Here is a 26758-nt window from a genome sequence, read left to right as displayed (position 1 = left end):
GGGCGGGTAGGGGCGCCGACCCCGGGGCCCGCTACGCGTCCACCGGCCGGAGCACCGAGGTCACCACCCGGACGCAGCCGAGCAGCGCGTCCGCCGAGTCCCAGCCGCCGGAGCGCCAGAGCAGCAGGTCGGTGCCGTCCACCCGCCAGCTGAACGGCTGCGGTGCGGCGGCCAGTTCGCGCACCCGCGGGGCGGACAGCACCCGCCGGGCCTGATCCGGATCGGCGGCGTAGCTGCGGTACCGGGCGTCGAAGTCGCTCTCCCCGCTGGTGACCCGCCCCTCGGGCACCGGCTCGGTGACCAGGACGGAGTGGAAGGGCCGTTCGTGCCGGACCTCGACCCGGTCCACCGGGGAGGGCAGCGACAGCACCGCGAGGCCGTAGACGTGGGTCTCGCCGTTGTACCGGCAGCTGTACCCGGCCACGGTGAGCGGCAGCCCGTCGAGCACGCCGCCCACCTGGTCGGTGAGCCGCTGGGCGGCGCCGTAGTGGAACGGCGGACCGGCCACCGGCAACCGGGATGCGGTGAACTCCGGCCTGGGCCTGAAGTCATGACGTTCCGTCAGTTCACCGGCCAGCTCGGCGGACCGGCGTCGCCCGCGGAACGCGTCGAAGCGCGGCGCGGTGAGCACCAGCGTGACGAAGGCGAGGAAGACCACGAGGGGGACGACGACGTCCATGGCGCGCTCCAGCGGTCGGAACCGTGTCCACGGCACCTCCCGACCGCGAGGAGGCGCACGCGACCTTCACGCCGACCAGGCTTCCCGGCACACCGCCATCGACTGTACGCGATCGGCCGTCCCGCGCAAGGGGCCCGGCAAGCGGTCGAACTGCCGTACGCCCGAGGGTGGTTGCCTCGACCGCTCGCCGGGCCCGGGACGCGGCGGACGGGCCGTCCGGAGCGGACGGCCCGTCGACCGGTCAGCGGCCCAGCTCGTCCGGGTGGCGCCAGCTCACGAGGCGGGCGCCGTCCGGCGGGACGGGCACCACCTCCTGGCCGAAGACCCGGTTGATCGAGCTGTTCCCGTTCAGCGTGATGTCGGCGCCGTAGACGTGCAGCGAGACCGCGCGGCCGGTGCCGCCGTTGGAGACCCGGTGGACGTCCTCGTCGGGCGGCACCAGCAGCTGGACCCGGCCGGGCGAGCAGGTGGTCCGGCCGGCCGGCACCAGGACCCGGCGCCCGGAGCGGGGCAGCCGCCAGAGCCGGAAGGCCTCGTCCACCTCCACGCCCTCGACCACGCCGGAGACGCACCAGGCGACGTGGTCGTGGATCGGGGTGGACTGCCCGGGCAGCCAGGTCAGCGCGACCACGGAGAACGTCCGCCCGGCGTGCAGCACCCGCTGGGAGTAGCCGTCGGTGTCGCCGGCGCACAGGTCGTCCGGGACGATCAGCCCGGCGCGCAGGTACTTGCGCAGGGTGTCCGCGGTGAGCTGGGCGGTCAGCACCTCGGCGGCGGCGTAGCGGGCGAGGTCGGAGAGGAACTCGTCGAGGTTGGATCCCGTCGTCATGGTCTACCGCCCCACGCCGGTGAGCGCGCGGACTTCGAGCTGCTCGAAGCCACGGCCGTCCGGGTCCTCGTCGCGGCGGCGGCGACCGCCGACCAGCGAGCCGACGATCGCGGCCGCGAACCCGATCGGGATCGAGACGATGCCCGGGTTCTGCAGCGGGACCGGTGCGGTGGTGGTGCAGGAGATCAGTGCGGTGGCGTTGCCGACCTCCTTGCTGGCGGCGGGCACCCCGCAGTCCTTCGCCTGGGCGGCGGTCAGCTTCACCGCGGGCACGGTGGCGCTCGCGCCGCCCCAGCAGATCGGGGAGAGCAGCACCAGGCCGATCGCGCTGACCAGGCCGGCGTAGATGCCGCACTTGGCGCCGAAGGTGGTGAAGCGCTTCCAGAACAGGGTCAGCAGGATGGCGGGCAGGTTGGCCGAGGCGGCGATGGCGAAGGCCAGGGCGACCAGGAACGCCACGTTGAGGTCCCGGGCGAAGATCGACAGGGCGACCGCGACGGCGCCGATCACCACGGCGGCGATCTTCGCGGTGACCAGTTCCTGCCGTTCGGTGGCCCGGCCCTTGCGGATCACGTTGGCGTAGAGGTCGTGGGCGAAGGAGGACGAGGAGGTGAGGGTGAGTCCGGCGACCACCGCGAGGATGGTGGCGAAGGCGACCGCCGCGATGAAGGCGAGCATCAGGGAGCCGCCGGTGGTGCCCGCGCCGCCGCCGAGGTGCTCGGCCAGCAGGGTGGCGGCGGTGTTGCCGGACGGGTCCTTCGCCTTGATCGTCGCCGTGCCGACCAGGGCGGCCGCGCCGAAGCCGAGCACCAGGGTCATCAGGTAGAAGACCCCGATGATGCCGATCGACCAGTTGACCGACTTGCGGGCGTCCCGGCCGGTCGGGACGGTGTAGAAGCGGACCAGCACGTGCGGCAGCGCGGCGGTGCCGAGCACCAGCGCGGTGCCGAGGCTGACCAGGTCGAGCTTCGACCAGCCGTCGGTCGCCCCGTACTTCAGGCCGGGTTCGAGGAAGGCGTCGCCCTTCTTGGAAGCCGCCGCGGCGTCCCCGAGCAGGTGGCTGAGGTTGAAGCCGTACTTCGCCAGCACCCACACGGTCATGGTGGCCGCGCCGGCGATCAGCAGCACCGCCTTGACGATCTGCACCCAGGTGGTGCCCTTCATCCCGCCGACCACCACGTAGACGATCATCAGGGCGCCGACCCCGACGATGGTCCAGACCTGTGCGGCGGCGCCCTTGACGTCCAGCAGCTGCCCCACGATGGTGGCGGCGCCGACCATCTGGGCGATCAGGTAGAAGATCGAGACCACGATGGTCGACACCCCGGCGGCGGTCCGCATCGGCCCGCTGCGCAGTCGCGCGGCCAGCACGTCGGCCATGGTGAACCGGCCGGTGTTGCGCAGCAGTTCGGCGACCAGCAGCAGGGCGACCAGCCAGGCGACCAGGAAGCCGATCGAGTAGAGGAAGCCGTCGTACCCGGCAAGCGCGATGATCCCGGCGATGCCGAGGAAGGACGCCGCGGAGAGGTAGTCGCCCGAGATGGCGATGCCGTTCTGCAGTGCGGAGAACTCGCCGCCGCCGGTGTAGAAGCCGCCGGTGCCCCGGGTGCTCCGCCGGGCCCAGAGGGTGATGACCAGGGTCACCGCCACCAGGGCGACGAAGAGGCCGATGGTCAGGCCCTTGGTGGAGTTCGACTTCGCCGCCTCGGCGGCGAGTTGCAGGTGCTGGGTCATGCCGGGATCTCCGTCGGTTCCTGGTCGCCGCCCCGGCCGGTCCGGCCCGCGGGGTCGGAATGGGCCGCGTCGGAACGGCCCGCGTCGGTACGGGCCGCGTCCGCACTGCGCAGCGCCTCGGCCAGCGGGTCCAACCGCCGGGCGGCGTACCGGCCGTAGGCCAGGGCGATGCCGAAGGTCGAGACGAACTGCAGCAGTCCGAAGACCAGGGCCACGTTGACGTGGCCGACGACCTTGGTCGCCATCAGGTCACGGGCGTAGGCCGAGCAGAGCACGTACGTCAGGAACCAGAGCAGGAACGCTGCGGTCACCGGGAACACGAACCGGCGGTACGCGGCGCGCAACTCGCCGAAGCGTGGATCGTCGCCGATCCAGGACGTGTCGCGGCGCGACGACACGGCGGGGTCGATCATGAGAGTCCTTCTGAGCAGTGCGGAACTTGCCGATGGGACCGACCGTAGGAGCCGCCGGTAGACGGCTGATCAACGGCGCCGGGGAGGCCGGATCCGGGCACGGCGACGCGAACCGAACGGGCCCTGGCCGGAATGAGATGGTCCGGACCTCATGGGTGTTCCGCTTCCCCTTCCGTCACACCGGAATTCACGATTCACAGTGGCCCCAGCGGTAAATCACCCACCACCAGTCCGTTTCTTCACACCGTCACGGCCACCCGGTGAGCGTCGATTCCGCAGGTCACCGGGGATGCGGGCGCTTTCGGAACGGGCTTCGGCGATCTTCTTCCGAAGATCGTTCTTCAAATGTCGAGCACGTGTTTCACACATCCAGCTCTTTGGGCGACCCGGATGCTCTACATTGATTTTCGCCCCGCAGGGATGGGCGCAAGGCGGCATTCAAGTGATCCACCGGTCGACGCTGCGAGCGACCGGTGGCGCCCCCGGCGGCAGGCGTGGGGATCGGTCGTTCCCCGACGCCCGATGGGGGTTCTTTCGAGTAGCGCTGCAACAGGTGGATTCGCCATGCGCCGGGGGCGGGGGCCTCCCGGAGGTAGGAACAGCGCGGTACCGGGAGGCGGTGCCTCCCGAGGGGAGGAACAGTGCGGGAGGCCCCGGCCTCCCGGGGGGAGGAACCGTGTGGAGCGAACACGTCGAACCCACTGGCGACTTGGAAGGAGCGGTTGAGCACGGGGAGGGGGAGTTAGTCGGCCGGTCCCCGTCCCGGTCCCAGTCCCCGTCGACGCGGGGGCGTTCGGCGGACCGACGACTGCGCCGGTCCACGATCGACTGGGAACAGCAGTACCGCCGGGCCGTGATGGTCAGCGACACCGCGGCCACCGCCCTGGTGGTGGCGGCGATCGGCGGCTTCTTCGGCGTGCGGGACGCCGCCAACTGGCACGAGAAGTGGGGCATCCTCGCCTTCGGCACCGAACTGCTGGTGCTGGGGGCGCTGGCGATGACCCGCTCCTGGGCCGCGCCGGTACTCGGCCAGGGCGCCGAGGAGTTCCGCCGGCTCGGCCGGGCACTGTTCACGGCGGCCGTCGTGCTGGCGCTCGGCGGGATCGCCCTGGGCTCGCACAACATCAGGCTCTGGATCTTCGTCGCGATCCCGGCGATCACGGCCGTCACCATGACCGAGCGGTACCTGCTGCGCCTGTGGCTGCACAAGCAGCGCAACGCGGGGCGCTGCCTGCGCCCGGTGCTCGCCGCCGGGAGCCCGGCCACGGTGCGCGACCTGATCACCCGGACCCGCAAGTTCCCGCACCTGGGCTGGCGGGTGGACGCGGTGTGCACGCCGTACACCCTCGGCCGGGGTGCCGACCGGCTGGACGGCGTGCCGGTGGTCGGCCGGCTGGCGGACGTGGCCAACCACGTGCACCGGGACGGCTACCGGGTCGTCGCGGTCACCCCGGACCCGCACTGGACTCCGGACCGGCTGCAGCGGCTGGCCTGGAACCTGGAGGGCGGCGACGCCGAGATGGTGGTCGCCCCGGTGCTGATGGAGGTGGCCGGCCCGCGGCTGCACGTCGACGCGGTGCTCGGCATCCCGATGCTGCGGGTCAGCATGCCGACCTTCACCGGCGGCCCCCGGGCCGTCAAGGAGGTCGTCGACCGGCTGGGCGCCGCCGTGCTGCTGGTGCTGTTCTCGCCGCTGATGCTGGCCGTCGGACTGCTCGTGCTGGCGGACAGCCGGGGCGGGGCGTTCTACCGGCAGCACCGGATCGGCAAGGACGGCCGCGCGTTCACCCTGGTCAAGTTCCGCACCATGGTGGTCGGGGCCGACCGGGCCAAGGCCGGCCTGGCCGAGCGCAACGAGGGCGCCGGCCTGCTGTTCAAGCTCCGCCGGGACCCGCGGGTGACCCGGGTCGGCGGGGTGCTGCGCCGGTACTCGCTCGACGAGCTACCGCAGCTGCTCAACGTCCTCACCGGCTCGATGTCGCTGGTCGGCCCGCGGCCGCCGCTGCCGGAGGAGTCCGCGGCGTACGGCCCGGACATCCGGCGCCGACTGCTGGTCAAGCCCGGGCTCACCGGCCTGTGGCAGATCAGCGGACGCAGCGACCTGCCGTGGGAGGAGGCGGTCCGACTGGACCTGCGGTACGTGGAGGACTGGTCGCTGGCCCTGGACGCGGTGATCCTCTGGAAGACGCTGCGCGCGGTGCTCCAGGGGCAGGGGGCCTACTGATGGGTGGGGTGCGCCGTCCGATCGGCGCGCGGATGGCCGGCCGGAACGGCCTGGCCGAGGGGAGGAACGGGTCATGCGGGTCAGCGTCTTAGGGCTCGGCTACGTGGGCTGCGTGTCGGCCGCGTGCCTGGCGAGCCTGGGGCACGAGGTCATCGGGGTGGACGTCAACCAGGTGAAGGTCGACCTGGTCAACGACGGCAAGGCCCCGGTGGTCGAGGAGCGGATCGGCGAGCTGATCGCCGAGATGGTGGCGAGCGGGGCGCTGCGCGCCACCACCGACGTCCGGGAGGCCATCCTGGGCAGCGAGGTGTCGCTGGTCTGCGTGGGCACGCCCTCGGAGCCCAACGGCAGCCTGTGCACCACCTATCTGGAGCGGGTCACCGAGCAGATCGGTGCCGCGGTGGCCGAGCGGGGCGGGCGGCAGACCGTGGTGTTCCGCAGCACCATGCTCCCGGGCACCTGCCTGGACCTGCTGGTGCCGATCCTGGAGAAGCACGCCGGCGGCACCGCCGGGGTGGACTTCGGGGTCGCGGTCAACCCGGAGTTCCTGCGCGAGGGCACCAGCGTGCGGGACTTCTTCGACCCGCCCAAGACCGTCATCGGCCAACTCGACGCGGCCAGCGGTGACGTGGTGGCGGCGCTGTACGGGGGACTGCCCGGCGAGGTGTTCCGGGTGCCGGTCCCGGTGGCCGAGGCGATCAAGTACGCGGACAACGCCTTCCACGGCCTCAAAATCGGCTTCGCCAACGAGCTGGGCGCGGTCTGCCAGGCGCTCGGGGTGGACTCGCACCAGGTGATCGACGTCTTCCTGGCCGACCGCAAGCTCAACATCAGCCCCGCCTACCTGCGGCCCGGCTTCGCCTTCGGCGGCTCCTGCCTGCCCAAGGACCTGCGCAGCCTGGTGCACGCGGCGAAGCGGGCCGACGTCTCGGTGCCGATCCTCTCGCACGTGCTGCCGTCCAACGCCGACCACCTGGCGCGCGCGGTGGAGCTGGTCGAGCGCACCGGCAAGCGCCGGGTCGGCCTGTTCGGGCTGTCCTTCAAGCCCGGCACCGACGACCTGCGGGAGAGCCCGCTGGTCGAGCTCGCCGAGCGGCTCTTCGGCAAGGGCTACGACCTGCGGATCCACGACCCCAATGTGCACCTCTCCCGGCTGCTCGGGGCCAACCGCGAGTACATCGAGACCCGGCTCCCGCACCTCGCCCAGCTGCTCACCGACTCGGTCACCGAGGTGCTCGACCACGCCGAGGTGTGCGTGGTCGGGACCAAGGACCCGGCCGTGCTGGCGGCGCTGCCGCACGGCACGGGCCCGGCGATCGTCGATCTCGTCCGCCTTCCCGACGCCGAGCTGCGTCGGACCGAACCGGGGTATGCGGGCCTTGCCTGGTGACGCGTCGTCCAAGCACAGGAGCGGCGGCGGGCGCACCCGCCGCGCGCTGATCCTGGTGGAGAACCTCTCGGTGCCCTTCGACCGGCGGGTGTGGCAGGAGTGCACCACGCTGCGCGACGCGGGCTGGACGGTGGACGTCATCTGCCCGCAGGGCACCAAGCGGGACACCGAGCCGGAGGCGGTGATCGACGGGGTGCGGATCCACCGCTACCCGCTGCGCGCGGCCACCGGCGGGCCGGCCGGCTACCTCCAGGAGTACGGCTCGGCGCTGTGGCACACCATGCGGCTGGCCCGGAAGGTCGGCCCGGTCGACGTGGTGCACGCCTGCAACCCGCCCGACCTGCTGTTCCTGCCCGCCCTGTGGCTGAAGCGGCGCGGCGCGCGGTTCGTCTTCGACCAGCACGACCTGGTGCCCGAGCTGTACCTGTCCCGGTTCGACCGCGGCGAGGACCTGCTCTACCGGGCCGTGTGCGCCCTGGAGCGGCGGACCTACCGGGCCGCCGACGTGGTGCTCGCCACCAACGAGAGCTACCGGGACGTCGCGCTGCGCCGCGGCGGCAAGCGGCCCGAGGACGTCTTCGTGGTGCGCAGCGCGCCCGACACCGAACGCTTCAAACCGGTGCCGGCGGAGCCGGATTTGAAGCGCGGCAAGCCCCATCTGCTGTGCTACCTCGGTGTGATGGGCCCGCAGGACGGCGTCGACTACGCCCTGCGGGCGCTGGCGAAGCTGCGCGACGAGGTCGGCCGGACCGACTGGCACGCGGTGTTCGTCGGCGGCGGCGACACCTTCGACGCGATGGTGGAGCTGTCCCGGACGCTCGGCCTCGCCGAGCAGGTGGAGTTCACCGGGCGGGTGCCGGACGCCGACCTGGTGCGCTACCTGTCCAGCGCGGACGTCTGCCTCTCCCCCGACCCGCGCAACCCGCTCAACGACGTGTCGACCATGAACAAGGTCCTGGAGTACATGGTCATGGGCCGCCCGATCGTCTCCTTCGACCTGAGGGAGGCCCGGGTCTCCGCCGGGGACGCCGCCGTGTACGCGCCCGCGAACGACGAGTCCGCGTTCGCGCGGCTCGTCGCGGAGCTGCTGGACGATCCGGAGAAGCGGGCCCTGATGGGCAAGGTCGGCCAGGAGCGGATCAACGGTCCGCTCGCCTGGCGGAACTCCCAGCGGTCGCTGCTCGCCGCCTACGCCGCCGCCTGCCGGGAGGGCGGCGCGGCGCCGGACGGCGACCCGGACCGGGCCGGGAGTAGGCCGCACCCTTGAGCGACGACACGATACGCCTGGTCACGATCGGCCGGATCCTGCGCCGGCGGTGGCGGCTGCTCGCCGTCCTCGCCGCGCTGGGTGCGCTGGTCGGCTTCGGCGCCTCGCTGCTGTTCCCGCCGAGCTACACCACCTCGACGTCGGTGCTGCTGCCCGGGGTGTGGCAGGACCGCGAGTTGCTGACCCAGGCGGAGATCGCGACCAGTTCGGTGGTGGTCGACCGGGCCGCCGCCGCGCTCAACTGGTCCGGCGTCGACGGCACCAAGCTGCAGAGCCGGGTGAGCGCCTCGGCCGCGGACGGCAACATCATCAAGATCTCGGGCACCGCGGAGACCCCGGAGCGCGCCCAGCAGCTCTCCGACCAGGTGGCCCACCAGTTCGTCTCCTTCGCCGCCCGGATCGCGGGCGACAGCACCGCCCCGGAGGCGGCGCAGCCCGAGGCGCTGCGGCAGCTGGTGGTGCAGGCCAGCCGGCGGATCACCGACCTGGCCGCGGCCGCCGACCCGGGGAAGTCCGTGGAGAGCGTGCAGACCCGCACCGAACTGGAGAAGCTGCGCACCACGCTGCAGGACGCCGTCAAGAAGCTGGACCAGGTCGATCCGGCGGCCAACAAGGCCAACATGGTGGTGATGGGGTCGGCGGCCCGGCCGACCGGCGAGGCGCCGCCGACCCGGACCCAACTCATCGCCGCCGGGGCGCTGTTGTCCCTGGTGCTGGCGGTCGTCGGCCATCTCACCGCGGCCCGGGTGAGCCGCCGGCCGCGCACCGGGCCGGAGATCGCCTCGGCGCTGGGCGCGGAGCTGCTCGGCACCGTCGACGTCCCCGGCGTGCGGGCCGCCAGGCGGCCGACCGGCCGGGGCCCGCGGGCGCTGGCCGCCCGGCTGCTGGGCACCGACGTCCGCTGGGACGTCCCGCCGCCGCGGGCCTCCGGCGACGAGGCCGGCCGGCAGCTGCGCTACCGGCGGGTGTGCGCCCGGCTCCAGGAGCAACTACCGTCCTTCCGGCCGCTGTTGGTGGTCGTCCCGGACGGCGACGAACCGGCCCGCCGGGCCGCCGGACTGCTCGCCGCCGAGGCGGTGGACGGTCCGGAGCCGCGGGTGGTCGAGGTCTCGGCGCAGCGGCCGCTGCTGCCGGACCGTACGGACGAGTCCGGCGCCCTGGTCGTGCTCAGCCCCGGCGGCTGGACCACCGCGGAGCTGGCCGGGCTCGCCGAGGCCTGTGCGGACGGCGGGCACGAGCTGGTCGGCGTCCTGGTGGCCGGCCCGGTCCGGGACCGTCCGGGACGCTCCGCCGGCACCGCCCCGGACGCCCCCGTCCCCGCGCTCGTAGGCGGCGAGGTGCCCGCACTCGCGGGCGGCGAGGACCCCGGGCGAGGTGCGGGGTGACGACCCGTACGGCCTCGGATCCGGCCCCCGCCCCGCTGCTTGACCTCCAGGCGCTGGTGGTCGCGGTGCGTCGGCGCCGCCGGCTGTGGTGCACCACGGCGCTGCTCGGGCTGCTGCTCGGCGCGGCGCTGGCCGTCCTGAAGCCGCCGCCGCCGACCGCGGTGGCCAAGGTGCTGGTCGCGCACCAGGCGGACCAGCCCAACGACCCCGGCACGCTGATCCGCACCGACGTCGCCCTGCTGCAGACCACCGGGATCGCCGACCAGGCCCTGAAGACCCTCAACTCCCCCCAGAAACCGGAGGACTTCATGAAGGAGTACTCCGGCGCCGGGCTGACCAACAACCTGCTGCAGATCACCGCGACCGGCCGCACCGACACCGAGGCGCAGTCCCGGGCCAAGGCGCTGGCCGACGCCTTCGTCGCGGACCACGTCCGGCGGATCAAGGAGGCCGCGGACGCCCAGGCCAAGGCCCTGACCGACGAGCGGGACCGGATGCGCGAGGAACTCGCCCAGGTCAACCAGTCGATCGGTTCCGGGGCGCAGCAGACCGGGCCGAACGCCTCCGCCAACCTGGAGTCGCTCTACGCCAGCCGGGCCGAACTCACCTCCCGGATCACCGACTTCGGCCAGCGCGCGGCCGAGGCGCAGGTCGGCACGCCCGCGCTGGTGGCCGGCACCCAGATCGTGGACGCCCCGCGCGCGGTGCGCCAGTCGCTGCCCACCACGGCCGCCACCGACGGCGGGCTCGGACTGGTGCTCGGGCTGGTGCTCGGCCTCGCGGTGGCCGCGATCGGCGCGGTGGTGGCGGACCGCCCGGTACTGCGCCGGGAGATCGCCGCCGACCTCGGGGCCTCGGTCCTCGCGGAGCTGCGCCGGGTGCCCCGCCGTCCGCCCGGACGGTGGCGGGGGCGGCGGACCAGGGCGGCCCGGACCAGGCTCGCCACCACCCTGGCCCGTACCGTGCGCGGTTCGACGGAGGCGGTCTCGGTGCTGGAGCTGGGCTGTGCGCACAGCGCGGTGGAGATCGCGCTGGACCTCGCCCGGGAACTGACGGACGGGGCATCGGCGGACCTGGAGTCGCCGGGCCGGGAGCCGGTGGCCGGGGAGCCTTCGGCCGGCGGCCCGGTGGTGCTGGTGGACGGCCTGCCCGGCCCGCAGCTCGCCAAGCGCCGCGCCCGGCCGGGCGACCCGACCGTGATCGGCGGCGAACCCGCCGCGGCCGTACCCGGGCACCAACGCCGGATCGGCGTCGGCTCGGTCTCCCCCGGCACGGCGTGGACCGACCTCCAGCACCTCGGCACCCGCACGGTGCTGGTGGTCCGGGCCGGGCACGGCAGCGCCGCCTGGCTGCACACCGTGGCCCGGCAGCTCGCCGAACAGCGCATCCCGGTGCTCGGTGTGGTGCTGATCGACCCCGATCCGCGCGACCGGACCGACGGCACCCTGTGGGACGGCCCGCGCCCCGCGCCGCGCGGCCGGGGCGAACGGCCGGCCCGGATCCTCGGCCCGGCCAGGCGGCGGACGGAACGACTACCGATGTGGACCGCACGGGTCCCGGACAGCGATCAGGAGGCGAGGTAGCCCATGTGCGGCATCGCAGGCACGTACCGATGGCCGGACGGGAAGGCCGTCACCGACCTGCTCACCGAGACCCTCGCCCACCGCGGCCCGGACGGGTCGGGCCGGTACAGCCACCCCGTCGGCGACGGCGAGGTGCAGCTGGGGCACCGCCGGCTGGCCATCATCGACCTGTCCGAGACCGGCGCCCAGCCGATGGTCTCCGACGGCCTGGTGCTGACCTACAACGGCGAGCTGTACAACGCGCCCGAACTGCGGGCCGAACTGGCGGCCGCCGGGGTGCGCTTCCGCGGCACCTCGGACACCGAGGTGCTGCTGGAGGCCTGGCGGCGCTGGGGCACCGACTGCCTGCCCCGGCTGCGCGGGATGTTCGCGTTCGGGATCTTCGACGAGCGCACCGGTGAACTGGTGCTGGCCCGCGACCAGCTCGGCATCAAGCCGCTGTTCCTGGTCCGGCGCGGCGGGGGCCTGGTGTTCGCCTCCGAGCTCAAGGCGCTGGCCGCCGCCACCGGCGGGTCGCTGGAGGTGGACCACGGGGCGATGGTGGCCTCGCTGCTGTACTACTGGGTGCCGGACTCCCGGTGCGCGCTGCGCGGGGCGGAGAAGCTGCCGCCGGGCAGCTGGCTGCGCTGCCGACCGGACGGCCGGGTGGAGCGCGGCCGGTACTGGCACCTGCGGGAGGTCGCCGCGGAGGGCCGGGAGCGGGCCCGGGCCGGCGAACTGCCCGACCTCGCCGCGATCGTCGAGGAGTCGACCCGGCGTCACCTGCTCTCCGACGTCCCGGTCGCGACCTTCCTCTCCGGCGGGCTGGACTCCAGCTACCTGACCGCGCTGGCGGCCCGCGACCGCCCCGGGATCTCCGCCTACACGATCGGCTTCCGGGCCGAGGACGCCAGGTTCGAGGCGATGCCGGACGACCTGCGCTACGCCCGGCAGGTGGCCGGGCAGTTCGGCGTCGACCTGCACGAGATCGAGATCGCCCCGGACGTGCTGGACCTGCTGCCGCGGATGACGTACCACCTGGACGAGCCGATCGGCGACCCGGCCGCGATCAACACCTTCCTGATCTGCACGGCCGCCCGGGAGGCCGGGGTCAAGGTGCTGCTGTCCGGGATGGGCGCCGACGAGCTGTTCGCCGGCTACCGCAAGCACCTGGCCAACCGGCTGGCGCTGCGCTACCAGCGCGTCCCGCGGCCGCTGCGCCGCGGCCTGTCCGCGGCGGTGGACCGGCTGCCGGTGGCCACCTCCCGCCGGGGGTTGCGGTCGGTGCGCTTCGCCAAGCGCTTCCTGTCCTTCGCCGACCTGCCGGAGGAGACCGCGTTCCGGCGCAGCTACACCATGTACGACCGGGAGGAACTGCTCGGCCTGGTCGATCCGGACCTGGCCGGGACGGTCCAGGACGTGCTGACCGAGCACGCGGACGTCTACCAGGACAACGACCTGGACGACTTCGTCAACCGGATGTGCCTGGGCGACGCCCGGATGTTCCTGCCGGGCCTCAACCTCGCCTACACCGACCGCTCCAGCATGGCCGCGTCCACCGAGGTGCGGGTGCCGTACGTGGACGTCGAGGTGGTCCGGGCGGCCTTCACGGTGCCCGGCGACCGCAAGATCGTCGGCCGCCAGGGCAAGGCCGTCCTCAAGGAGGCGGCCACCTCGGTGCTGCCCCGGGAGATCGTCTACCGGCCCAAGGGCCTGTTCAGCGCCCCGCTGCGGGCCTGGATGAGCCGGGACCTGGCGCCGCTGGTGCGCGAGGTGATCAACGACGGCGAGCTGGTGCGCTCCGGGTTCCTGCGCCGCGAGGCGCTGGCCCGGCTGGTCGCCGAGGACGCGGCCGGGCAGCAGGACTACTCCAAGCACCTCTGGCACGTGCTCACCCTGGAGTACTGGTACCGCGGCGTGACCTCCGGCTCCGGCCGGCCCACCTGACGGCTCGAACCGACGGCTCGACACGACGGCTCGAACTGACGGGCCCGACACGACGGCTCGATCCAACCGCTCGACATGACGGCTCAGCAGCAAGGGGACTTCGGTGAAACAGGTTGTGCAGAACTACAAGAGCGGCGAGCTGTCGGTGCTGGACGTGCCGGTGCCCGGGTGCAAGCCCGGCGGGGTGCTGGTGCGCACCGCCTTCTCGCTGATCTCCACCGGGACCGAGCTGATGAAGGTCTCCGAGGCCGGGATGTCGATGCTGGGCAAGGCCCGCTCCCGGCCGGACCAGGTGGCCAAGGTGATGCAGAGCGTGGCCGTCAACGGGCTGCCCGCCACCTACCGCAAGGTGATGGGCAAGCTGGACTCGTACACCCCGCTGGGCTACTCGCTGTGCGGGGTGGTCGAGCAGGTCGGCGCCGGGATCGACGACGTGAAGGTCGGCGACCTGGTGGCCTGCGCGGGCAACGAGCACGCGCTGCACGCCGAGCTGAACTGGGTGCCGCGGAACCTCTACACCCCGGTGCCGGACGGCCTCGCGCCGCGGCACGCGGCCTTCGGCACCGTCGGGTCGATCGCCCTCCAGGGCGTCCGCCAGGGCGAACCTCAGCTCGGCGAGGTGGCGTTGGTGATCGGCCTCGGGCTGATCGGGCAGCTGGTGGTGCAGCTGCTGACGGCGGCGGGGGTGCGGGTGGTCGGCGCCGACCCCGACCCGGCACGCTGCGAACTGGCCGAGCGGCTGGGCGCGGTGGCCTGCGGCGACCCCGGCTCCGCGGCCGTGGAGACGGCCGTCGCCGAGCTCACCGACGGCCACGGCGTGGACCAGGTGTACCTGGCCGCCGGCGGCGCGAGCAACCAGCCGGTGGAGCTGGCCGCCCACCTGGCCCGGGACCGCGGCCGGGTGGTCGACATCGGCAAGTGCCGCCTCGACCTGCCGTGGAACGCCTACTACGAGAAGGAGTTGGACGTCCGGTTCTCCCGCTCCTACGGCCCCGGGCGCTACGACCCCTCGTACGAACTGGAGGGCCGGGACTACCCGATCGGCTACGTGCGCTGGACCGAGCGCCGCAACCTGGCCTGCTTCCTCGACCTGATGGCCCGCGGCCGGGTCGACGTGGAGCCGTTGGTCTCCCACGTCGCCGAGTTCGAGGACGCCGTCGAGACCTACCGGCGGCTGAAGGAGGGCGAGTTGAAGGCCGTCGCGGTGCTGTTCCGGTACCCGGAGCCGGAGGGCGCGGGGACGACGGAGGCCCCGAAGGTGGCGGTGCCCGCCGTGCTCCGCGGCGAGCGGACCGTTCCGGTCCGGCCGGGCCGGCCGGGCCGGACCCCGGTGCGGCTGGCGTTCGTCGGCGCCGGGAACTACGCCAGCTCGATGCTGCTGCCGCACCTGGCCCAGCGCGAGGGCGTCGCGCTCTCCACCGTCGTCACCACCACCGCGCTGTCCGCCGCCAACGCCCAGCGCAAGTTCGGCTTCGCGCAGGCCACCACCGACCTGGACGCCGTGCTCGGCGACGACTCCGTCGACGCGGTGTTCGTGGTCACCCGGCACAGCTCGCACGCCGAACTGACCAAGCGGGCTCTGCTGGCCGGCAAGGCGGTGTTCGTGGAGAAGCCGCTGGCCCTCACCGAGGAGGAGCTCGCCGGGGTGCTCGCGGTGGTGGAGGAGTCCGGCAACGACCGCCTCCAGGTCGGCTTCAACCGCCGCTTCGCCCCGCTGCTGCGCGAGGCCCGGGCCCGCTTCGGCGCCCGCACCGGCCCGGCCAGCCTGCGCTACCTGGTCAACGCCGGCCGGCTGCAGCACGGCAGCTGGTACCTCCAGCAGGGCACCGAGGGCTCCCGGTTCGCCGGCGAGGGCGGGCACTTCATCGACACCGCGAGCTGGCTGCTCGGCGCCGACCCGGTCTCGGTGTACGCGGTCGCGCCCTCCGGCAACGAGGACCTCCAGATCGTGCTGCGCTACCCCGACGGCTCCACCGCCACCCTCAGCTACGTCACCACCGGCGCCCCCGGCTTCCCCAAGGAGACCCTGGACCTGGTCGCCGACGGCAAGGTGCTCAAGCTGGACGACTTCGTCCGCGCCTCGGTGTACGGGAACAAGCGCTGGGTCAGCTCGCGGCTGCCCAAGGCCCGGGACAAGGGCCAGTCCGCCCAACTGGCCGCGTTCGTCAAGGCGGTGCGCACCGGCGGGCCGATGCCGGTGCCGCTGGAGTCGCTGGCGGCCACCACGGCGGCCACCCTCGCGGTGCGGGCCGGCCTGGCCGCCGGCGCGCCGGTGACGCTGGCGGGGCCGCGATGACCATGAGTGCGGGCTGGTACCTGCGACGGCTGTCCCGGATGGGGCCGGGCGAGGTCGGCGGCCGGGCGGGCGACGCGCTGCGCCGGCGGCGCTGGCGCTCGGCGCAGCCGCACGGCCCGGCGGTGTCCGGCGCCCGGTTCACCGCCGTGCTGCCCGCCGGGGCGCTCGCCGCGGTCCCGGCCGACGCCGCCGAGCGCCTGGTCGCCGCCGCGGACCGGCTGATGGCCGGGCACGCCGAGTACTTCGGGGTGGCCCGCACGGACCTGGCCGACCCGGACTGGTCGCTCGACCCGAAGACCGGCCGCCGGGCCCCCGACGGCTACGCCTTCGACCTGCCGTACCGGGACGAGGACGCGGTCGGCGACATCAAGCAGATCTGGGAGCCGTCCCGGCACCAGCACCTGACCGTGCTCGCCGCCGCCTACGCGCTCACCGGTGACGAGCGCTACGCCGAGCGGGTCGCCGGGCAGCTGCGGTCCTGGTGGGAGGCCAACCCGCCGCTGCGCGGGGTGCACTGGATCAGCGGCATCGAGCTGGGCATCCGGCTGCTGTCCTGGGTGTGGGTGCGTCGGCTGCTGGACGGCTGGCCGGGCGCGGCCGCCCTGTTCGAGTCCAACCCGGTGGCGGTGCGGCAGATCTGGCACCACCAGCGCTGGCTGGCCGCCTTCCCCAGCCGGGGCTCCTCGGCGAACAACCACGTGATCGCCGAGGCGGCCGGGCAGTTCGCCGCGGCCTGCGCCTTCGACTGGTTCCCCGCCTCGGCGCGCTGGCGCTCCGGCGCGCTGCGCTCGCTGGAGCGGCACCTGCGCGGCAACACCTTCCCCTCCGGCCTCAACCGCGAACTGGCCACCGAGTACCACGGGCTGGTCCTGGAACTCGGCCTGGCCGCGCTGGCCGAGGCGGACGCCGCCGCCGTGCCCGTCCCCCGGACCGTCCGGCTGGTGCTGCTGCGGATGAGCGACGCGCTCGCGGCCGTGGTGGACGACCGGCTGCGGCCGCCGCGCCAGGGCGACGCCGACGACGGCCACGGACTGGTCCTGGACGGCGCGGGCACCGACCGCTGGGCCTCGCTGCTGGCCACCGGCGCGGCCGTGTTCGGCCGGCTCCCCTGGTGGCCGGAGGTCACCGGCACCGATGTGCGCACCCCGCTGCTGGCCGCGCTGCTGCGCCCGTACGGCCGGGGGGTGAGCCGCCCGAAGGAGCGCCCGGTGCACTTCCCCGACGCGGGGATGACCGTCCTGCGCGGCCCGGCCGGGATCTGGGCCCGCTGCGACGGCGGCCCGCACGGCTTCCTGTCCATCGCCGCGCACGGCCACGCCGACGCGCTCTCCCTGGAGGTCCGGCAGGACGGCGTCGACCTGCTCGCCGACCCGGGCACGTACTGCTACCACGGCCAGCCCGAGTGGCGGCGGTACTTCCGCTCCACCCTGGGCCACAACACCCTGGAGCTGGACGGCGCGGACCAGTCCGTCTCCGGCGGGCCGTTCCTGTGGACCAGGCACGCCCGCAGCCGGGTCCTGGTCGCCGACACCTCCGATCCCAAGGTGTCCCGCTGGTGCGCCGAGCACGACGGCTACCGGCCCGCGGTGCACCGCCGCCGGGTCGAACTACACTCCGCCGAACGGGAGTTGCGCGTACTCGACGAGGTGCGCGGCCCGCGCCGGGCGGCCGCCCGACTGGCCTTCCACCTCGGCCCGGCGGTCACCGCCGAGCTGACCGGCAACCGGGTCGAGCTCAGCTGGACCAGGGACGGCGAGCTGTGCTCCGCGGTGCTGGAGCTGCCCGGACAGCTGACCTGGCGGGCGCACCGCGGCGAGGACGAGCCCCCGCTCGGCTGGTACTCGGAGGGCTTCGGCCGCCGGGAGCCCGCCACCACGCTGGTCGGCACCGGCTTCGCCGACGGCGCGCAGGGGTTCACCACCGTGCTCAGGTTCCGGGGCTAGGGGGCGGAGGTGCGGATCAGAAGGCGGCTCCCGGCGACGGCGGCGGCGGTGCTGGCGCTGGCGCTGCTGGCGACCGGCTGCTCCGGCGGCTCGGACGGCGCCCGCCCGGCGCCGACCACCCCGCCGCCCGCGCCGGTGGCCGTGGCCCGGGTCTGCGACCAACCCGCGGCCGGGCCGTCGGCCGCCCCGGCGGGCGCGGTCACGGTCGACCCGTCCGTGGTCGGCGACCTCACCGTCAAGACCAGGAACAGCCCGCCGAACACCGTGTTCTGGCTGGCCCCGGGCACCCACCGGCTCGAAGCGGACCAGTACGCCCAGGTCGCCCCCAAGGAGGGCGACAGCTACCTCGGCGCGCCCGGCGCGGTGCTCGACGGCGGGAAGACCAACCAGTACGCCTTCACCGGCTCCGCCACCGGCGTCACCATCCGCTACCTGACCGTGCAGGGCTTCGTCGCCCCGCAGAACGAGGGCGTGGTCAACCACGACTCGGCCGACGGCTGGGTGATCGAGCACAACACGATCCAGCGCAACTCCGGCGCCGGGCTGATGGCCGGCGCCCACCAGCAGGTCCGCGCCAACTGCCTGCGGGACAACGGGCAGTACGGGATGAACGCCTACAAGACCGGGGCCCCGGTCACCAACCTGGTGGTCGAGGGCAACGAGATCACCGGCAACGACACCGACGGCTGGGAGCAGCGCCAGCCGGGCTGCGGCTGCACCGGCGGGGTCAAGTTCTGGGCCGTCAACACCGCCGACGTGCGCGGCAACTGGGTGCACGACAACCGCGGCCCCGGACTGTGGGCGGACACCAACGACAACGACTTCCGCATCGAGGACAACCTGCTGGAGGCCAACGACGGTGCCGCGCTGATCTACGAGACCAGCTACAACGCCGTCATCCGCGGCAACACCATCCGGCACAACGACTGGGTCGAGGGCCGCCGCTCCGCCGACCGCGGCGACACCTTCCCGTACGCGACCGTCTACATCTCCGAGTCCGGCGGCGAGCCGAGGGTCCCGGCCCGCACCGACAAGCTGGAGATCGACCACAACCAGCTGGAGGACAACTGGTCCGGGATCACCCTGTGGGAGAACGCCGACCGGTTCTGCAACAGCCCGGCCAACACCTCCTCCGGCGACTGCACCCTGCTGGTGAAGGACACCTCCCGCTGCGCCCAGCCGACGATCGCCAGCGCACCGCTGTACGCCGACTGCCGCTGGAAGACCCAGCGGGTGGACATCCACGACAACCGCTTCGCCTTCGACCCGTCGGTGGTCGGCTGCACGGTGGACTGCGGACGGATGGCGGTGCTGTCCAACTACGGCAGCTACCCGGACTGGTCGCCGTACAAGGGCCAGCCGGTGGCCGACGCGATCACCGGCAAGCAGCAGAACCGCTGGCACGACAACACCTACGTCGGGCCGTGGAGCTTCGTCGCCCACGACCCCAGCCGCACCCTCGACTTCGGTCAGTGGCAGGGCGCGCCCTACCAGCAGGACGCGGGCAGCACCCTGCGGCCCGGGGCCGGTGGTTGAGGTGAACGAAGCACGGCCGGCCGCCACCCCGAAGGTCGTCGGGCTGATCTGGGGGCTGCTGATCCTCAACACCCTGGGCTCCGCCGGGGCGGTGACCGTCGTGCCGCTGCCGCGCTCGCTGATCCAGATGGCCACCATGGGCGCGCTGGTCTCCGCCTTCGTGCTGGCGCTGCTGGTCAACCTGCGGCTGCACCTGCGGCCCAGCTCCTACCTGTTCCTGCTCACCCTGCTGCTGGTGTTCAGCGTGATCTCCAGCGCCAACCTGGAGTCCGGGTTCGGCGCGCTGTTCCGCTGCTTCCGGCTGGCCCTGTTCGTCGGCACGCTGTGGCTGCTCAGCCGCTGGTGGGACGGCGGGGAGGAGTTCGTCCGGCACCACATCCGGGCGTACTTCCTGGTGCTGGTCACCGTGGCGGCCGGTCTGGTCGCCTCCCCCGGCCTGGCCTTCCCCGACGTGTACGGCGGACGGCTGGTCGGCGCGCTGTGGCCGCTCACCCCGCCGCAGATCGGCCAGTACGCCGCGGTGATCATCGGGCTGACCGCGCTGCTCCTGCTGGGCCGCCGGACCACCGGGCGGGACGCGGCGCTGGTCATCGTGCCCTCGCTCCTCCTGCTCGCGCTGACCCACACCCGGACGGCCACCCTCGGCCTGCTCATCGGGCTGGTGCTGGCGGTCGGCTCGCTGCTGCTGACCAGCGCCTCCGCCCGCCGGTTCTTCACCTGGTCGGTGGTCTGCGCCACGGTGGCCGCGGTGGGCCTCAGTTCACTGCTCCAGGCCTGGTTCCTGCGCGGCCAGAGCCAGGAGAACTTCTCCAACCTCACCGGCCGGGCCAAGGTCTGGGACGCCCTGCTGGCCGCCCCCCGGACCACCGTCGAGCAGCTGTTCGGCGTGGGCCTGGGCGACAAGTCCTTCGGCGGGCTGCCGATCGACAACAGCTGGCTGGCCGTCTACAACGAACAGGGCCTGGCCGGGGTCGCCATCGTCGCGGTGGTCTTCCTGGTGCTCGGCGGCGTCGCCCTGCTCCGGCCGCCGTCACTGGCCCGGGCCTGCGCGATCTTCCTGATCAGCTACTGCGCGATCGCCTCCTACACCGAGGCCGGGCTGGGCGACGCCTCGCCGTACCTGCTGCACCTGACCGTGGCCGCCTCTCTCCTGGTGGTGCCCGCCCCGGCGGCTCCCCTCCCGGCGCCCGACGTCCCCCGGCCGCGCACCGCGCACCGGGCCCGCACACCGGAGGGAACCTGACCATGCACGTCCTCGTGGTGCACAACCGCTACGCCTCGGCGCAGCCCAGCGGGGAGAACAGGGTGGTCGACCAGGAGGTCGCGCTGCTGCGCGGGGCCGGCCACCGGGTCGACCTGTTCGAGCGGCGCAGCGACTCCATCGCCGCCAAGTCCCTGCCGGCCAAGGCCGCGGTGCCGCTGCTGGTGCCGTGGAACCCGGCGGTGCGCGCGGAGCTCGCCGCCCGGCTGCGCCGCGAACGGCCGGACGTGGTGCACGTCCACAACGTGTTCCCGCTGCTGTCGCCCGCGGTACTGGCCGGCTGCGCCGACGCCGGGGTGCCGGTGGTCGCCACGCTGCACAACTACACCCAGATCTGCCCGCCGGGCACCCTGCAGCGGGACGGCCGGCCGTGCACCGAGTGCGTCGGGGGCTCACCGCTGCCCGCCGTGCGGCACGGCTGCTACCGGAACTCGCGGCTGGCGACGGTGCCGCTGGCGGTCAGCCTGGCGGTCAACCGGCGGCGCTGGTGGTCCGGCGTGGAGCGGTTCTTCTGCATCTCCGCGGCGCAGCGCGACGTGCTGGCGCGGGCCGGGCTGCCGGCCGACCGGCTGGCGGTGAAGCACAACTTCGTGCCCGAGCCGGACGTGCGGCGGACCGGCGCCGGGGAGCACGTGCTCTACCTCGGCCGGCTCGCGGAGGCCAAGGGCGTACGGCTGCTGATGACCGCCTGGGACGCGCTCGCCGCCGAGGGCGGGGTGGGCGTACCGCTGGTGGTGGCCGGCACCGGGCCGCTGGAGCGGGAGGTCGCGGACTGGGCGGCGGGGCGCGCGGACGTGCGCTACGTCGGCCTGTACGACCCGGCGCAGTGCCGGGAGGCCGTCGCCCGGTCGGTGGCCGTACTGGCGCCGTCGACCTGGCTGGAGGCCTTCGGCCTGGTGGTGGTGGAGGCGATGGCGGCCGGCGTGCCGGTCGTCGCCGCCGGTCACGGCGCCTTCGTCGAACTGGTCGAGGACGGGGTGACCGGGCTGCTGCACCGGCCGGGCGACCCGGCCTCGCTGGCCGCGGGCGTCCGACGGCTCACCGCCGAACCGGAGTTCAACCGGGAGCTGGGCCGCGCGGCCCGGCTCCGCTACGAGCAGGGCTTCAGCCCGGACGTCGGGCTGGAGCACCTGGTGGAGGGGTACCGCGGCGCGATCGCGCGGCGGGCCGGCGGCGCGAACGGCGCGCCGCCGGTAGGGAACGGACACGCTGGCCCGCGGCGGGACACCCGCGCGGGCGGGAATCGGGAGCAGTAGATGACACGATGCCGGCTGTGCGGCTCGACGGCGATGGGGAGCGTCGTCGACCTGGGGGCGACCCCGCCGTGCGAGAGCTTCCTCGCCGCCGACCAACTGGACCGGCCGGAACCGGCGTACCCGCTGCACCTGCGGGTCTGCACGGACTGCTGGCTGGCGCAGATCCCCCCGCTGATCACGCCGGAGGAGACCTTCTCCGAGTACGCCTACTTCTCCTCCTACTCGACCTCCTGGGTGGAGCACGCCCGCGACTTCGTCGAGGGCGCCGCGCGGCGGCTGGAACTCGGTCCGCACTCCTTCGTGGTCGAGGTGGCGAGCAACGACGGCTACCTGCTGCGGCACGTGGTGGACCGGGGGATCCGCTGCCTGGGCATCGAACCGTCGGTGAACGTCGGCGCCGCCGCCCGGGAGGCCGGGGTGCCCACCCTCACCGAGTTCCTGGACCCGGCCACCGGCGAGGCCGTCCGGGCCGAACACGGCCCGGCGGACCTGGTGGTGGCCAACAACGTGTACGCCCACATCCCCGACGTGGTCGGCTTCACCCGGGGCCTGCGCGCCCTGGTCGCCGACGACGGCTGGGTCTCGATCGAGGTGCAGCACCTGCTCACCCTGATCGAGGAGAACCAGTACGACACCATCTACCACGAGCACTTCCAGTACTACACGGTCGCCTCCGCCGCCCGGGCGCTGGCCAGCGGCGGCCTCACCCTGGTCGACGTCGAGCTGCTGCCCACCCACGGCGGCTCGATCCGGCTCTGGGCCCGCCCGGACGCGGTGGCCGGCGAGCCGACCCGGCGGGTGGCCGAGGTGCTGGACCGGGAGAAGGCCGCCGGGCTCCAGGAGACCTCCGGGTACACCGAGTTCTCCGCCCGGGTCGCCAAGGTCCGCCGGGACCTGCTGCGCTTCCTGATCGAGGCGGCCGAGCGCGGCGAGACGGTCGTCGGCTACGGCGCCCCCGGCAAGGGCAACACCCTGCTCAACCACTGCGGCATCCGGCCCGACCTGCTCCCCTACACGGTCGACCGCAACCCCTACAAGCACGGCCGGTTCACCCCGGGCACCCGCATCCCGATCCTGCCGCCCGAGCAGATCAGGACCGACCGGCCGGACTACGTCCTGGTCCTCCCCTGGAACCTGCGGGCCGAACTGACCGAGCAGCTGTCCTTCGTGCACGAGTGGGGCGGCCGTCTGGTCTTCCCCATCCCGGAACTCAGCATTGTCGAGGTGCAGCGGTGAAGGTCGTCCTGTTCTGCGGCGGTTACGGGCTGCGGATGCGCAGCGGGGCCTCCGACGACGTGCCCAAGCCGATGGCGATGGTCGGGCCGCGGCCGCTGATCTGGCACGTGATGCGCTACTACGCGTACTACGGGCACACCGAGTTCATCCTGTGCCTGGGCTACGGGGCCCGGCACATCAAGGACTTCTTCCTCAACTACCAGGAGACGGCGTCCAACGACTTCGTGCTGCGCGGCGGGCGGACCGAACTGCTCTCCACCGACATCTCCTCCTGGACGATCACCTTCGCCCAGACCGGCATCGAGTCGCCGATCGGCGAGCGGCTGCGCCGGGTGCGCCACCACCTGGACGGCGACGAGATGTTCCTCGCCAACTACGCCGACGTGCTCACCGACGCCCCGCTGCCGGAGATGATCGAGAAGTTCTCCCGGCGCGACGCGGGCGCCTCGATGATGGTGGTGCCGCCGCAGTCCTCCTTCCACTGCGTGGAGTTGGGCGAGGACAACCTGGTCGGCGGGATCACCGCGGTGAGCGACATGCCGCTGTGGGAGAACGGCGGCTACTTCGTGCTCCGCCAGGAGGTCTTCGACCACATCCCGGAGAACGGGGACCTGGTCGCCGACGGCTGCGCCGGACTGGCCAAGCAGGGCCGGCTGGTGGCCCACCGGCACCGCGGCTTCTGGAAGCCGACCGACACCGTCAAGGAGCGGGCCGCGCTGGACGCCGCCTACGCCCGGGGCGACCGGCCGTGGGCCGTGTGGGAGAAGGACGGCTCCGGCGTGAGGACCGCGTGATCCGCCTCGGAGCCGCAGGCCTGAGCGGGGTCGTCGCCGTCGGCGCGCACTGCGACGACCTCGCCATCGGCGCCGGCGGCACCCTGCTGACGATGTGCCTGGCGCGTCCCGGGCTGCGGGTGGACGCGCTGGTGCTCTCCGGCGGCGGCGGTGAGCGCGAGCAGGAGGAGCAGGCCGCGCTGGCCGCCTTCTGCCCGGGCGCCGACCTGCGGCTGACCGTCCTCAAGCTGCCGGACGGCCGGCTGCCCGCGCACTGGGACGAGGCCAAGGCCGCGGTCGAGGAGCTGCGCGCCCGGACCGAACCGGACCTGGTGCTCGCCCCGCGCACCGAGGACGCCCACCAGGACCACCGCGGCCTGGCGACGCTGATGACCACCGCCTTCCGCGACCACCTGGTGCTCGGCTACGAGATCGTCAAGTGGGACGGCGACCTCGGCCGCCCGACCGCCTACCAGCCGCTCGACCCCGAGGTCGCCGAGGAGAAGGTCCGGCTGCTGCTGGAGCACTACCCCTCCCAGCGGCACCGGCCCTGGTACGACCGGGAGGCCTTCCTCGGACTGGCGCGGATCCGCGGCATCGAATGCCACACCCGCTACGCCGAGGCGTTCGCCGTCACCAAACTGACTCTTGATCTGGAGGGCTGACCCATGCGCGTACTGCTGACCGGACACCAGGGCTACCTGGGCACCGTGATGGCCCCGGTCCTCGCCGCCGCCGGGCACGAAGTCGTCGGCCTGGACGCCGGCCTGTTCGCCGACTGCCTGCTCGGCCCGGCGCCCGCCGACCCGCCCGGCCACCGGGTGGACCTGCGCGACGTGACGGCCGAGCACGTGGCCGGGGTGGACGCCGTGATCCACCTGGCCGCGCTCTCCAACGACCCGCTGGGCTCGCTGGCACCGGACCTCACCTACGACATCAACCACCACGCCTCGGTGCGGCTGGCCCGGCTGGCCCGCGAGGCCGGGGTGCGGCGCTTCCTGTACGCCTCCACCTGCTCCGTCTACGGCGCCGCCGGCGGCGACGACCTGGTCACCGAGGACGCGCCGCTGCGCCCGGTGACGCCGTACGCGGAGTCCAAGGTGCGGGTGGAGGACGACCTGCACGAGCTGGCCGACGGCGACTTCAGCCCGGTGTACATGCGCAACGCCACCGCCTTCGGCTACTCGCCCCGGCTGCGCGCCGACATCGTGCTGAACAACCTGGTCGGCCACGCGCTGCTGTCCGGCGAGGTGCTGGTGCTCTCCGACGGCACCCCGTGGCGCCCGCTGGTGCACGCCGCCGACATCGCCCGGGCCTTCACGGCCGCGCTGAGCGCGCCGCGCGAGGCGGTGCACGACCGGGCGTTCAACATCGGCAGCGAGGCCAACAACGTCACGGTCGCCGAGATCGCCGAGCAGGTCGCCGAGGCGGTGGACGGCGCGAAGGTGCGGATCACCGGGGAGAACGGCGCCGACCCGCGCTCCTACCGGGTGGACTTCGCCCGCTTCCGGGCCGCGCTGCCGGGCTTCGACTGCGAGTGGACGGTCAAGCGGGGCGCGCTCGAACTCGCCGAGGCCTACCGGAACTTCGGGCTGACCCGGGAGGACTTCGAGCGGCGCTTCACCCGGCTCGCGGTGCTCCGCGCGGCGTCCGAGGCCGGCACCGTCGACGACACCCTGCGGTGGCGCCGATGAGCACGGCCGAGGTCGGGGACGACGTGGTCGGGGACGGGTTCGGGGCGGAGACGGCCGCGGCTGCGGTCGGCGCGCAGATGCACGCCCTGGTGGAGCGGCTCTACCCGATCTGCCGCAGCATCACCGGCGACGGCGTGCGCGCGACCCTCGACATCGTCGGCGAGCACCTCCCGCTCCAGGTCCACGAGGTGCCCACCGGCACCCAGGTGCTGGACTGGACGGTGCCGCAGGAGTGGAACATCCGCGACGCGTACGTGGCGGACGCCTCCGGGCGGCGGGTCGTTGACTTCGCCGCCTCCAGCCTGCACGTGCTGGGCTACAGCGTGCCGGTGGCGGCGACCATGCCGCTGAGCGAGCTGCGGCCGCACCTGTACACCCTGCCCGACCAGCCCTCGCTGGTGCCGTACCGCACCAGCTACTACCAGCCCCAGTGGGGCTTCTGCCTGGCGCAGGAGACCCTGGACGCCCTGCCCGAGGGCGACTACGAGGTGCGGATCGACTCCACCCTCGCCGACGGCCACCTCACCTACGCCGAGCACGTGGTGCCCGGCCGGGTCGCCGACGAGGTCATCGTCTCCACCCACGTCTGCCACCCCGCGCTCGCCAACGACAACATGGCGGGCGTGGCGGTGGCGGTCTTCCTGGCCAAGGAGCTGGCGAAGCGCGACAACCGGTACACCTACCGGTTCGTCTTCGCCCCCGGCACCATCGGGGCGATCACCTGGCTGGCCCGCAACGCCGAGCGGATCGAACAGGTCCAGCACGGCCTGGTGCTGGCCTGCGCCGGCGACCGGGGCCGGCTCACGTACAAGCAGAGCCGGCGCGGCGACGCGGAGATCGACCGGGTGCTCCGGCACGTCCTCGCCGGCTCCGAACGGCCGCACGAGATCCGCGAGTTCACCCCGTACGGCTACGACGAGCGGCAGTACTGCTCGCCCGGCTTCGACCTCGGCGTCGGCTCGCTCAGCCGCACCCCGTACGCCGGGTACCCCGAGTACCACACCTCGGGGGACAACCCGGACTTCGTCACCCCGGAGGCGCTGGCGGACACCCTGGCGGTCTGCCGCGAGGCCTTCGCCGTGCTCGACCGCAACCGCCGCTACCGCAACCTCAGCCCGTACGGCGAACCGCAGTTGGGCCGGCGCGGGCTGTACGACTCGCTCGGCGGCCGCAGCGACGCCAAGCAGGCGCAGCTGGCGATGCTCTGGGTGCTCAGCCTGTCCGACGGGGAGCACAGCCTGCTGGACGTCGCCGAGCGCGCCGCACTGCCCTTCGACACCGTCGCCGTCGCGGCCGACGCCCTCCGGGGCGCCGGACTGATCAAGGAGTGACG

At 73.5% G+C, this 26758-nt stretch carries 20 protein-coding genes; 16 read left to right on the top strand and 4 right to left on the bottom strand.

Annotated features, from left to right (window positions below):
* Positions 1-31: 31 nt before the first annotated feature.
* From ACIP4P_RS01755 to ACIP4P_RS01740, 4 genes are all read right to left on the bottom strand, one after another.
* Positions 32-679 carry a hypothetical protein gene (locus tag ACIP4P_RS01755; RefSeq protein ID WP_400913660.1) on the bottom strand — a complete coding sequence of 216 codons (648 nt, stop codon included), beginning with the start codon at positions 677-679 and terminating at the stop codon, positions 32-34.
* Positions 680-920: 241 nt separating this feature from the next.
* Entirely contained in the window at positions 921-1508 is a 588-nt protein-coding gene (locus ACIP4P_RS01750) for a cysteine dioxygenase (RefSeq protein ID WP_400913658.1), read from the bottom strand.
* 3 nt (positions 1509-1511) lie between these two features.
* On the bottom strand, positions 1512-3242 hold the full coding sequence (locus ACIP4P_RS01745; protein WP_400913656.1) for a cation acetate symporter: 1731 nt from the start codon (positions 3240-3242) through the stop codon (positions 1512-1514).
* Positions 3239-3655 carry a DUF485 domain-containing protein gene (locus ACIP4P_RS01740; RefSeq protein WP_400913654.1) on the bottom strand — a complete coding sequence of 139 codons (417 nt, stop codon included), beginning with the start codon at positions 3653-3655 and terminating at the stop codon, positions 3239-3241. Before ACIP4P_RS01740 ends, ACIP4P_RS01745 begins: the two co-directional genes overlap by 4 nt.
* A gap of 856 nt (positions 3656-4511) precedes the next feature.
* Here ACIP4P_RS01740 and ACIP4P_RS01735 point away from each other — a divergent pair.
* The 16 genes from ACIP4P_RS01735 to ACIP4P_RS01660 all read left to right on the top strand — a co-directional run bounded on the left by ACIP4P_RS01735 (position 4512) and on the right by ACIP4P_RS01660 (position 26756).
* Entirely contained in the window at positions 4512-5879 is a 1368-nt protein-coding gene (locus ACIP4P_RS01735; RefSeq protein ID WP_400914414.1) for a sugar transferase, read from the top strand.
* Positions 5880-5952: 73 nt separating this feature from the next.
* Positions 5953-7269, top strand: a complete 1317-nt coding sequence (locus ACIP4P_RS01730; protein ID WP_400913652.1) for a nucleotide sugar dehydrogenase — start codon at positions 5953-5955, stop codon at positions 7267-7269.
* Positions 7250-8536: a glycosyltransferase family 4 protein gene (locus ACIP4P_RS01725; RefSeq protein WP_400913650.1), complete on the top strand. Its 1287-nt coding sequence runs from the start codon at positions 7250-7252 to the stop codon at positions 8534-8536. The genes ACIP4P_RS01730 and ACIP4P_RS01725 overlap by 20 nt, the downstream gene beginning before the upstream one ends.
* Positions 8533-9921, top strand: a complete 1389-nt coding sequence (locus ACIP4P_RS01720) for a Wzz/FepE/Etk N-terminal domain-containing protein (protein WP_400913648.1) — start codon at positions 8533-8535, stop codon at positions 9919-9921. Before ACIP4P_RS01725 ends, ACIP4P_RS01720 begins: the two co-directional genes overlap by 4 nt.
* Complete coding sequence (locus tag ACIP4P_RS01715) at positions 9918-11504, top strand: Wzz/FepE/Etk N-terminal domain-containing protein (RefSeq protein ID WP_400913646.1); 1587 nt, start codon at positions 9918-9920, stop codon at positions 11502-11504. The genes ACIP4P_RS01720 and ACIP4P_RS01715 overlap by 4 nt, the downstream gene beginning before the upstream one ends.
* Positions 11505-11507: 3 nt before the next feature.
* Complete coding sequence (gene asnB / locus ACIP4P_RS01710) at positions 11508-13430, top strand: asparagine synthase (glutamine-hydrolyzing) (protein WP_350516484.1); 1923 nt, start codon at positions 11508-11510, stop codon at positions 13428-13430.
* Positions 13431-13533: 103 nt separating this feature from the next.
* A complete protein-coding gene (locus ACIP4P_RS01705) occupies positions 13534-15726 on the top strand; it encodes a bi-domain-containing oxidoreductase (protein WP_400913643.1) in 2193 nt (730 codons plus the stop codon).
* Positions 15723-17669 carry an alginate lyase family protein gene (locus ACIP4P_RS01700; RefSeq protein WP_400913641.1) on the top strand — a complete coding sequence of 649 codons (1947 nt, stop codon included), beginning with the start codon at positions 15723-15725 and terminating at the stop codon, positions 17667-17669. Before ACIP4P_RS01705 ends, ACIP4P_RS01700 begins: the two co-directional genes overlap by 4 nt.
* A gap of 9 nt (positions 17670-17678) precedes the next feature.
* The gene (locus tag ACIP4P_RS01695) at positions 17679-19205 is read left to right on the top strand and encodes a right-handed parallel beta-helix repeat-containing protein (RefSeq protein WP_400913639.1); all 1527 of its coding nucleotides are present in this window, start codon (positions 17679-17681) and stop codon (positions 19203-19205) included.
* The gene (locus tag ACIP4P_RS01690) at positions 19198-20448 is read left to right on the top strand and encodes an O-antigen ligase domain-containing protein (protein WP_400913637.1); all 1251 of its coding nucleotides are present in this window, start codon (positions 19198-19200) and stop codon (positions 20446-20448) included. The genes ACIP4P_RS01695 and ACIP4P_RS01690 overlap by 8 nt, the downstream gene beginning before the upstream one ends.
* A gap of 2 nt (positions 20449-20450) precedes the next feature.
* Positions 20451-21722, top strand: coding sequence for a glycosyltransferase (locus ACIP4P_RS01685; RefSeq protein ID WP_400913634.1), 1272 nt, complete (start codon positions 20451-20453; stop codon positions 21720-21722).
* Complete coding sequence (locus ACIP4P_RS01680) at positions 21723-22958, top strand: methyltransferase domain-containing protein (RefSeq protein WP_400913632.1); 1236 nt, start codon at positions 21723-21725, stop codon at positions 22956-22958.
* On the top strand, positions 22955-23752 hold the full coding sequence (locus ACIP4P_RS01675; RefSeq protein WP_400913630.1) for a glucose-1-phosphate cytidylyltransferase: 798 nt from the start codon (positions 22955-22957) through the stop codon (positions 23750-23752). Before ACIP4P_RS01680 ends, ACIP4P_RS01675 begins: the two co-directional genes overlap by 4 nt.
* Positions 23749-24396 (top strand): PIG-L family deacetylase, encoded by a 648-nt coding sequence (locus ACIP4P_RS01670; RefSeq protein ID WP_350516476.1) that lies wholly within the window; start codon positions 23749-23751, stop codon positions 24394-24396. The genes ACIP4P_RS01675 and ACIP4P_RS01670 overlap by 4 nt, the downstream gene beginning before the upstream one ends.
* A 3-nt stretch (positions 24397-24399) precedes the next feature.
* A complete protein-coding gene (locus ACIP4P_RS01665; RefSeq protein ID WP_400913627.1) occupies positions 24400-25425 on the top strand; it encodes an NAD-dependent epimerase/dehydratase family protein in 1026 nt (341 codons plus the stop codon).
* Between the two features lie 77 nt (positions 25426-25502).
* A complete protein-coding gene (locus ACIP4P_RS01660; protein WP_400914412.1) occupies positions 25503-26756 on the top strand; it encodes a DUF4910 domain-containing protein in 1254 nt (417 codons plus the stop codon).
* The last annotated feature ends 2 nt before the right edge of the window (positions 26757-26758 follow it).

Origin of the sequence: Kitasatospora sp. NPDC089509, from assembly GCF_044749365.1 — a bacterium.
Taxonomy (GTDB): Bacteria; Actinomycetota; Actinomycetes; order Streptomycetales; family Streptomycetaceae; genus Kitasatospora.
This window is presented reverse-complemented; position numbering and strand designations above follow the sequence as displayed.

Excerpts from the sequence above, each read along its gene's own strand:
- ACIP4P_RS01755 (WP_400913660.1), bottom strand. The coding sequence starts at position 679 with ATGGACGTCGTCGTCCCCCTCGTGGTCTTCCTCGCCTTCGTCACGCTG.
- ACIP4P_RS01750 (WP_400913658.1), bottom strand. The coding sequence starts at position 1,508 with ATGACGACGGGATCCAACCTCGACGAGTTCCTCTCCGACCTCGCCCGC.
- ACIP4P_RS01745 (WP_400913656.1), bottom strand. The coding sequence starts at position 3,242 with ATGACCCAGCACCTGCAACTCGCCGCCGAGGCGGCGAAGTCGAACTCC.
- ACIP4P_RS01740 (WP_400913654.1), bottom strand. The coding sequence starts at position 3,655 with ATGATCGACCCCGCCGTGTCGTCGCGCCGCGACACGTCCTGGATCGGC.
- ACIP4P_RS01735 (WP_400914414.1), top strand. The coding sequence starts at position 4,512 with ATGGTCAGCGACACCGCGGCCACCGCCCTGGTGGTGGCGGCGATCGGC.
- ACIP4P_RS01730 (WP_400913652.1), top strand. The coding sequence starts at position 5,953 with ATGCGGGTCAGCGTCTTAGGGCTCGGCTACGTGGGCTGCGTGTCGGCC.
- ACIP4P_RS01725 (WP_400913650.1), top strand. The coding sequence starts at position 7,250 with ATGCGGGCCTTGCCTGGTGACGCGTCGTCCAAGCACAGGAGCGGCGGC.
- asnB (WP_350516484.1), top strand. The coding sequence starts at position 11,508 with ATGTGCGGCATCGCAGGCACGTACCGATGGCCGGACGGGAAGGCCGTC.
- ACIP4P_RS01700 (WP_400913641.1), top strand. The coding sequence starts at position 15,723 with ATGACCATGAGTGCGGGCTGGTACCTGCGACGGCTGTCCCGGATGGGG.
- ACIP4P_RS01685 (WP_400913634.1), top strand. The coding sequence starts at position 20,451 with ATGCACGTCCTCGTGGTGCACAACCGCTACGCCTCGGCGCAGCCCAGC.
- ACIP4P_RS01680 (WP_400913632.1), top strand. The coding sequence starts at position 21,723 with ATGACACGATGCCGGCTGTGCGGCTCGACGGCGATGGGGAGCGTCGTC.
- ACIP4P_RS01665 (WP_400913627.1), top strand. The coding sequence starts at position 24,400 with ATGCGCGTACTGCTGACCGGACACCAGGGCTACCTGGGCACCGTGATG.
- ACIP4P_RS01660 (WP_400914412.1), top strand. The coding sequence starts at position 25,503 with ATGCACGCCCTGGTGGAGCGGCTCTACCCGATCTGCCGCAGCATCACC.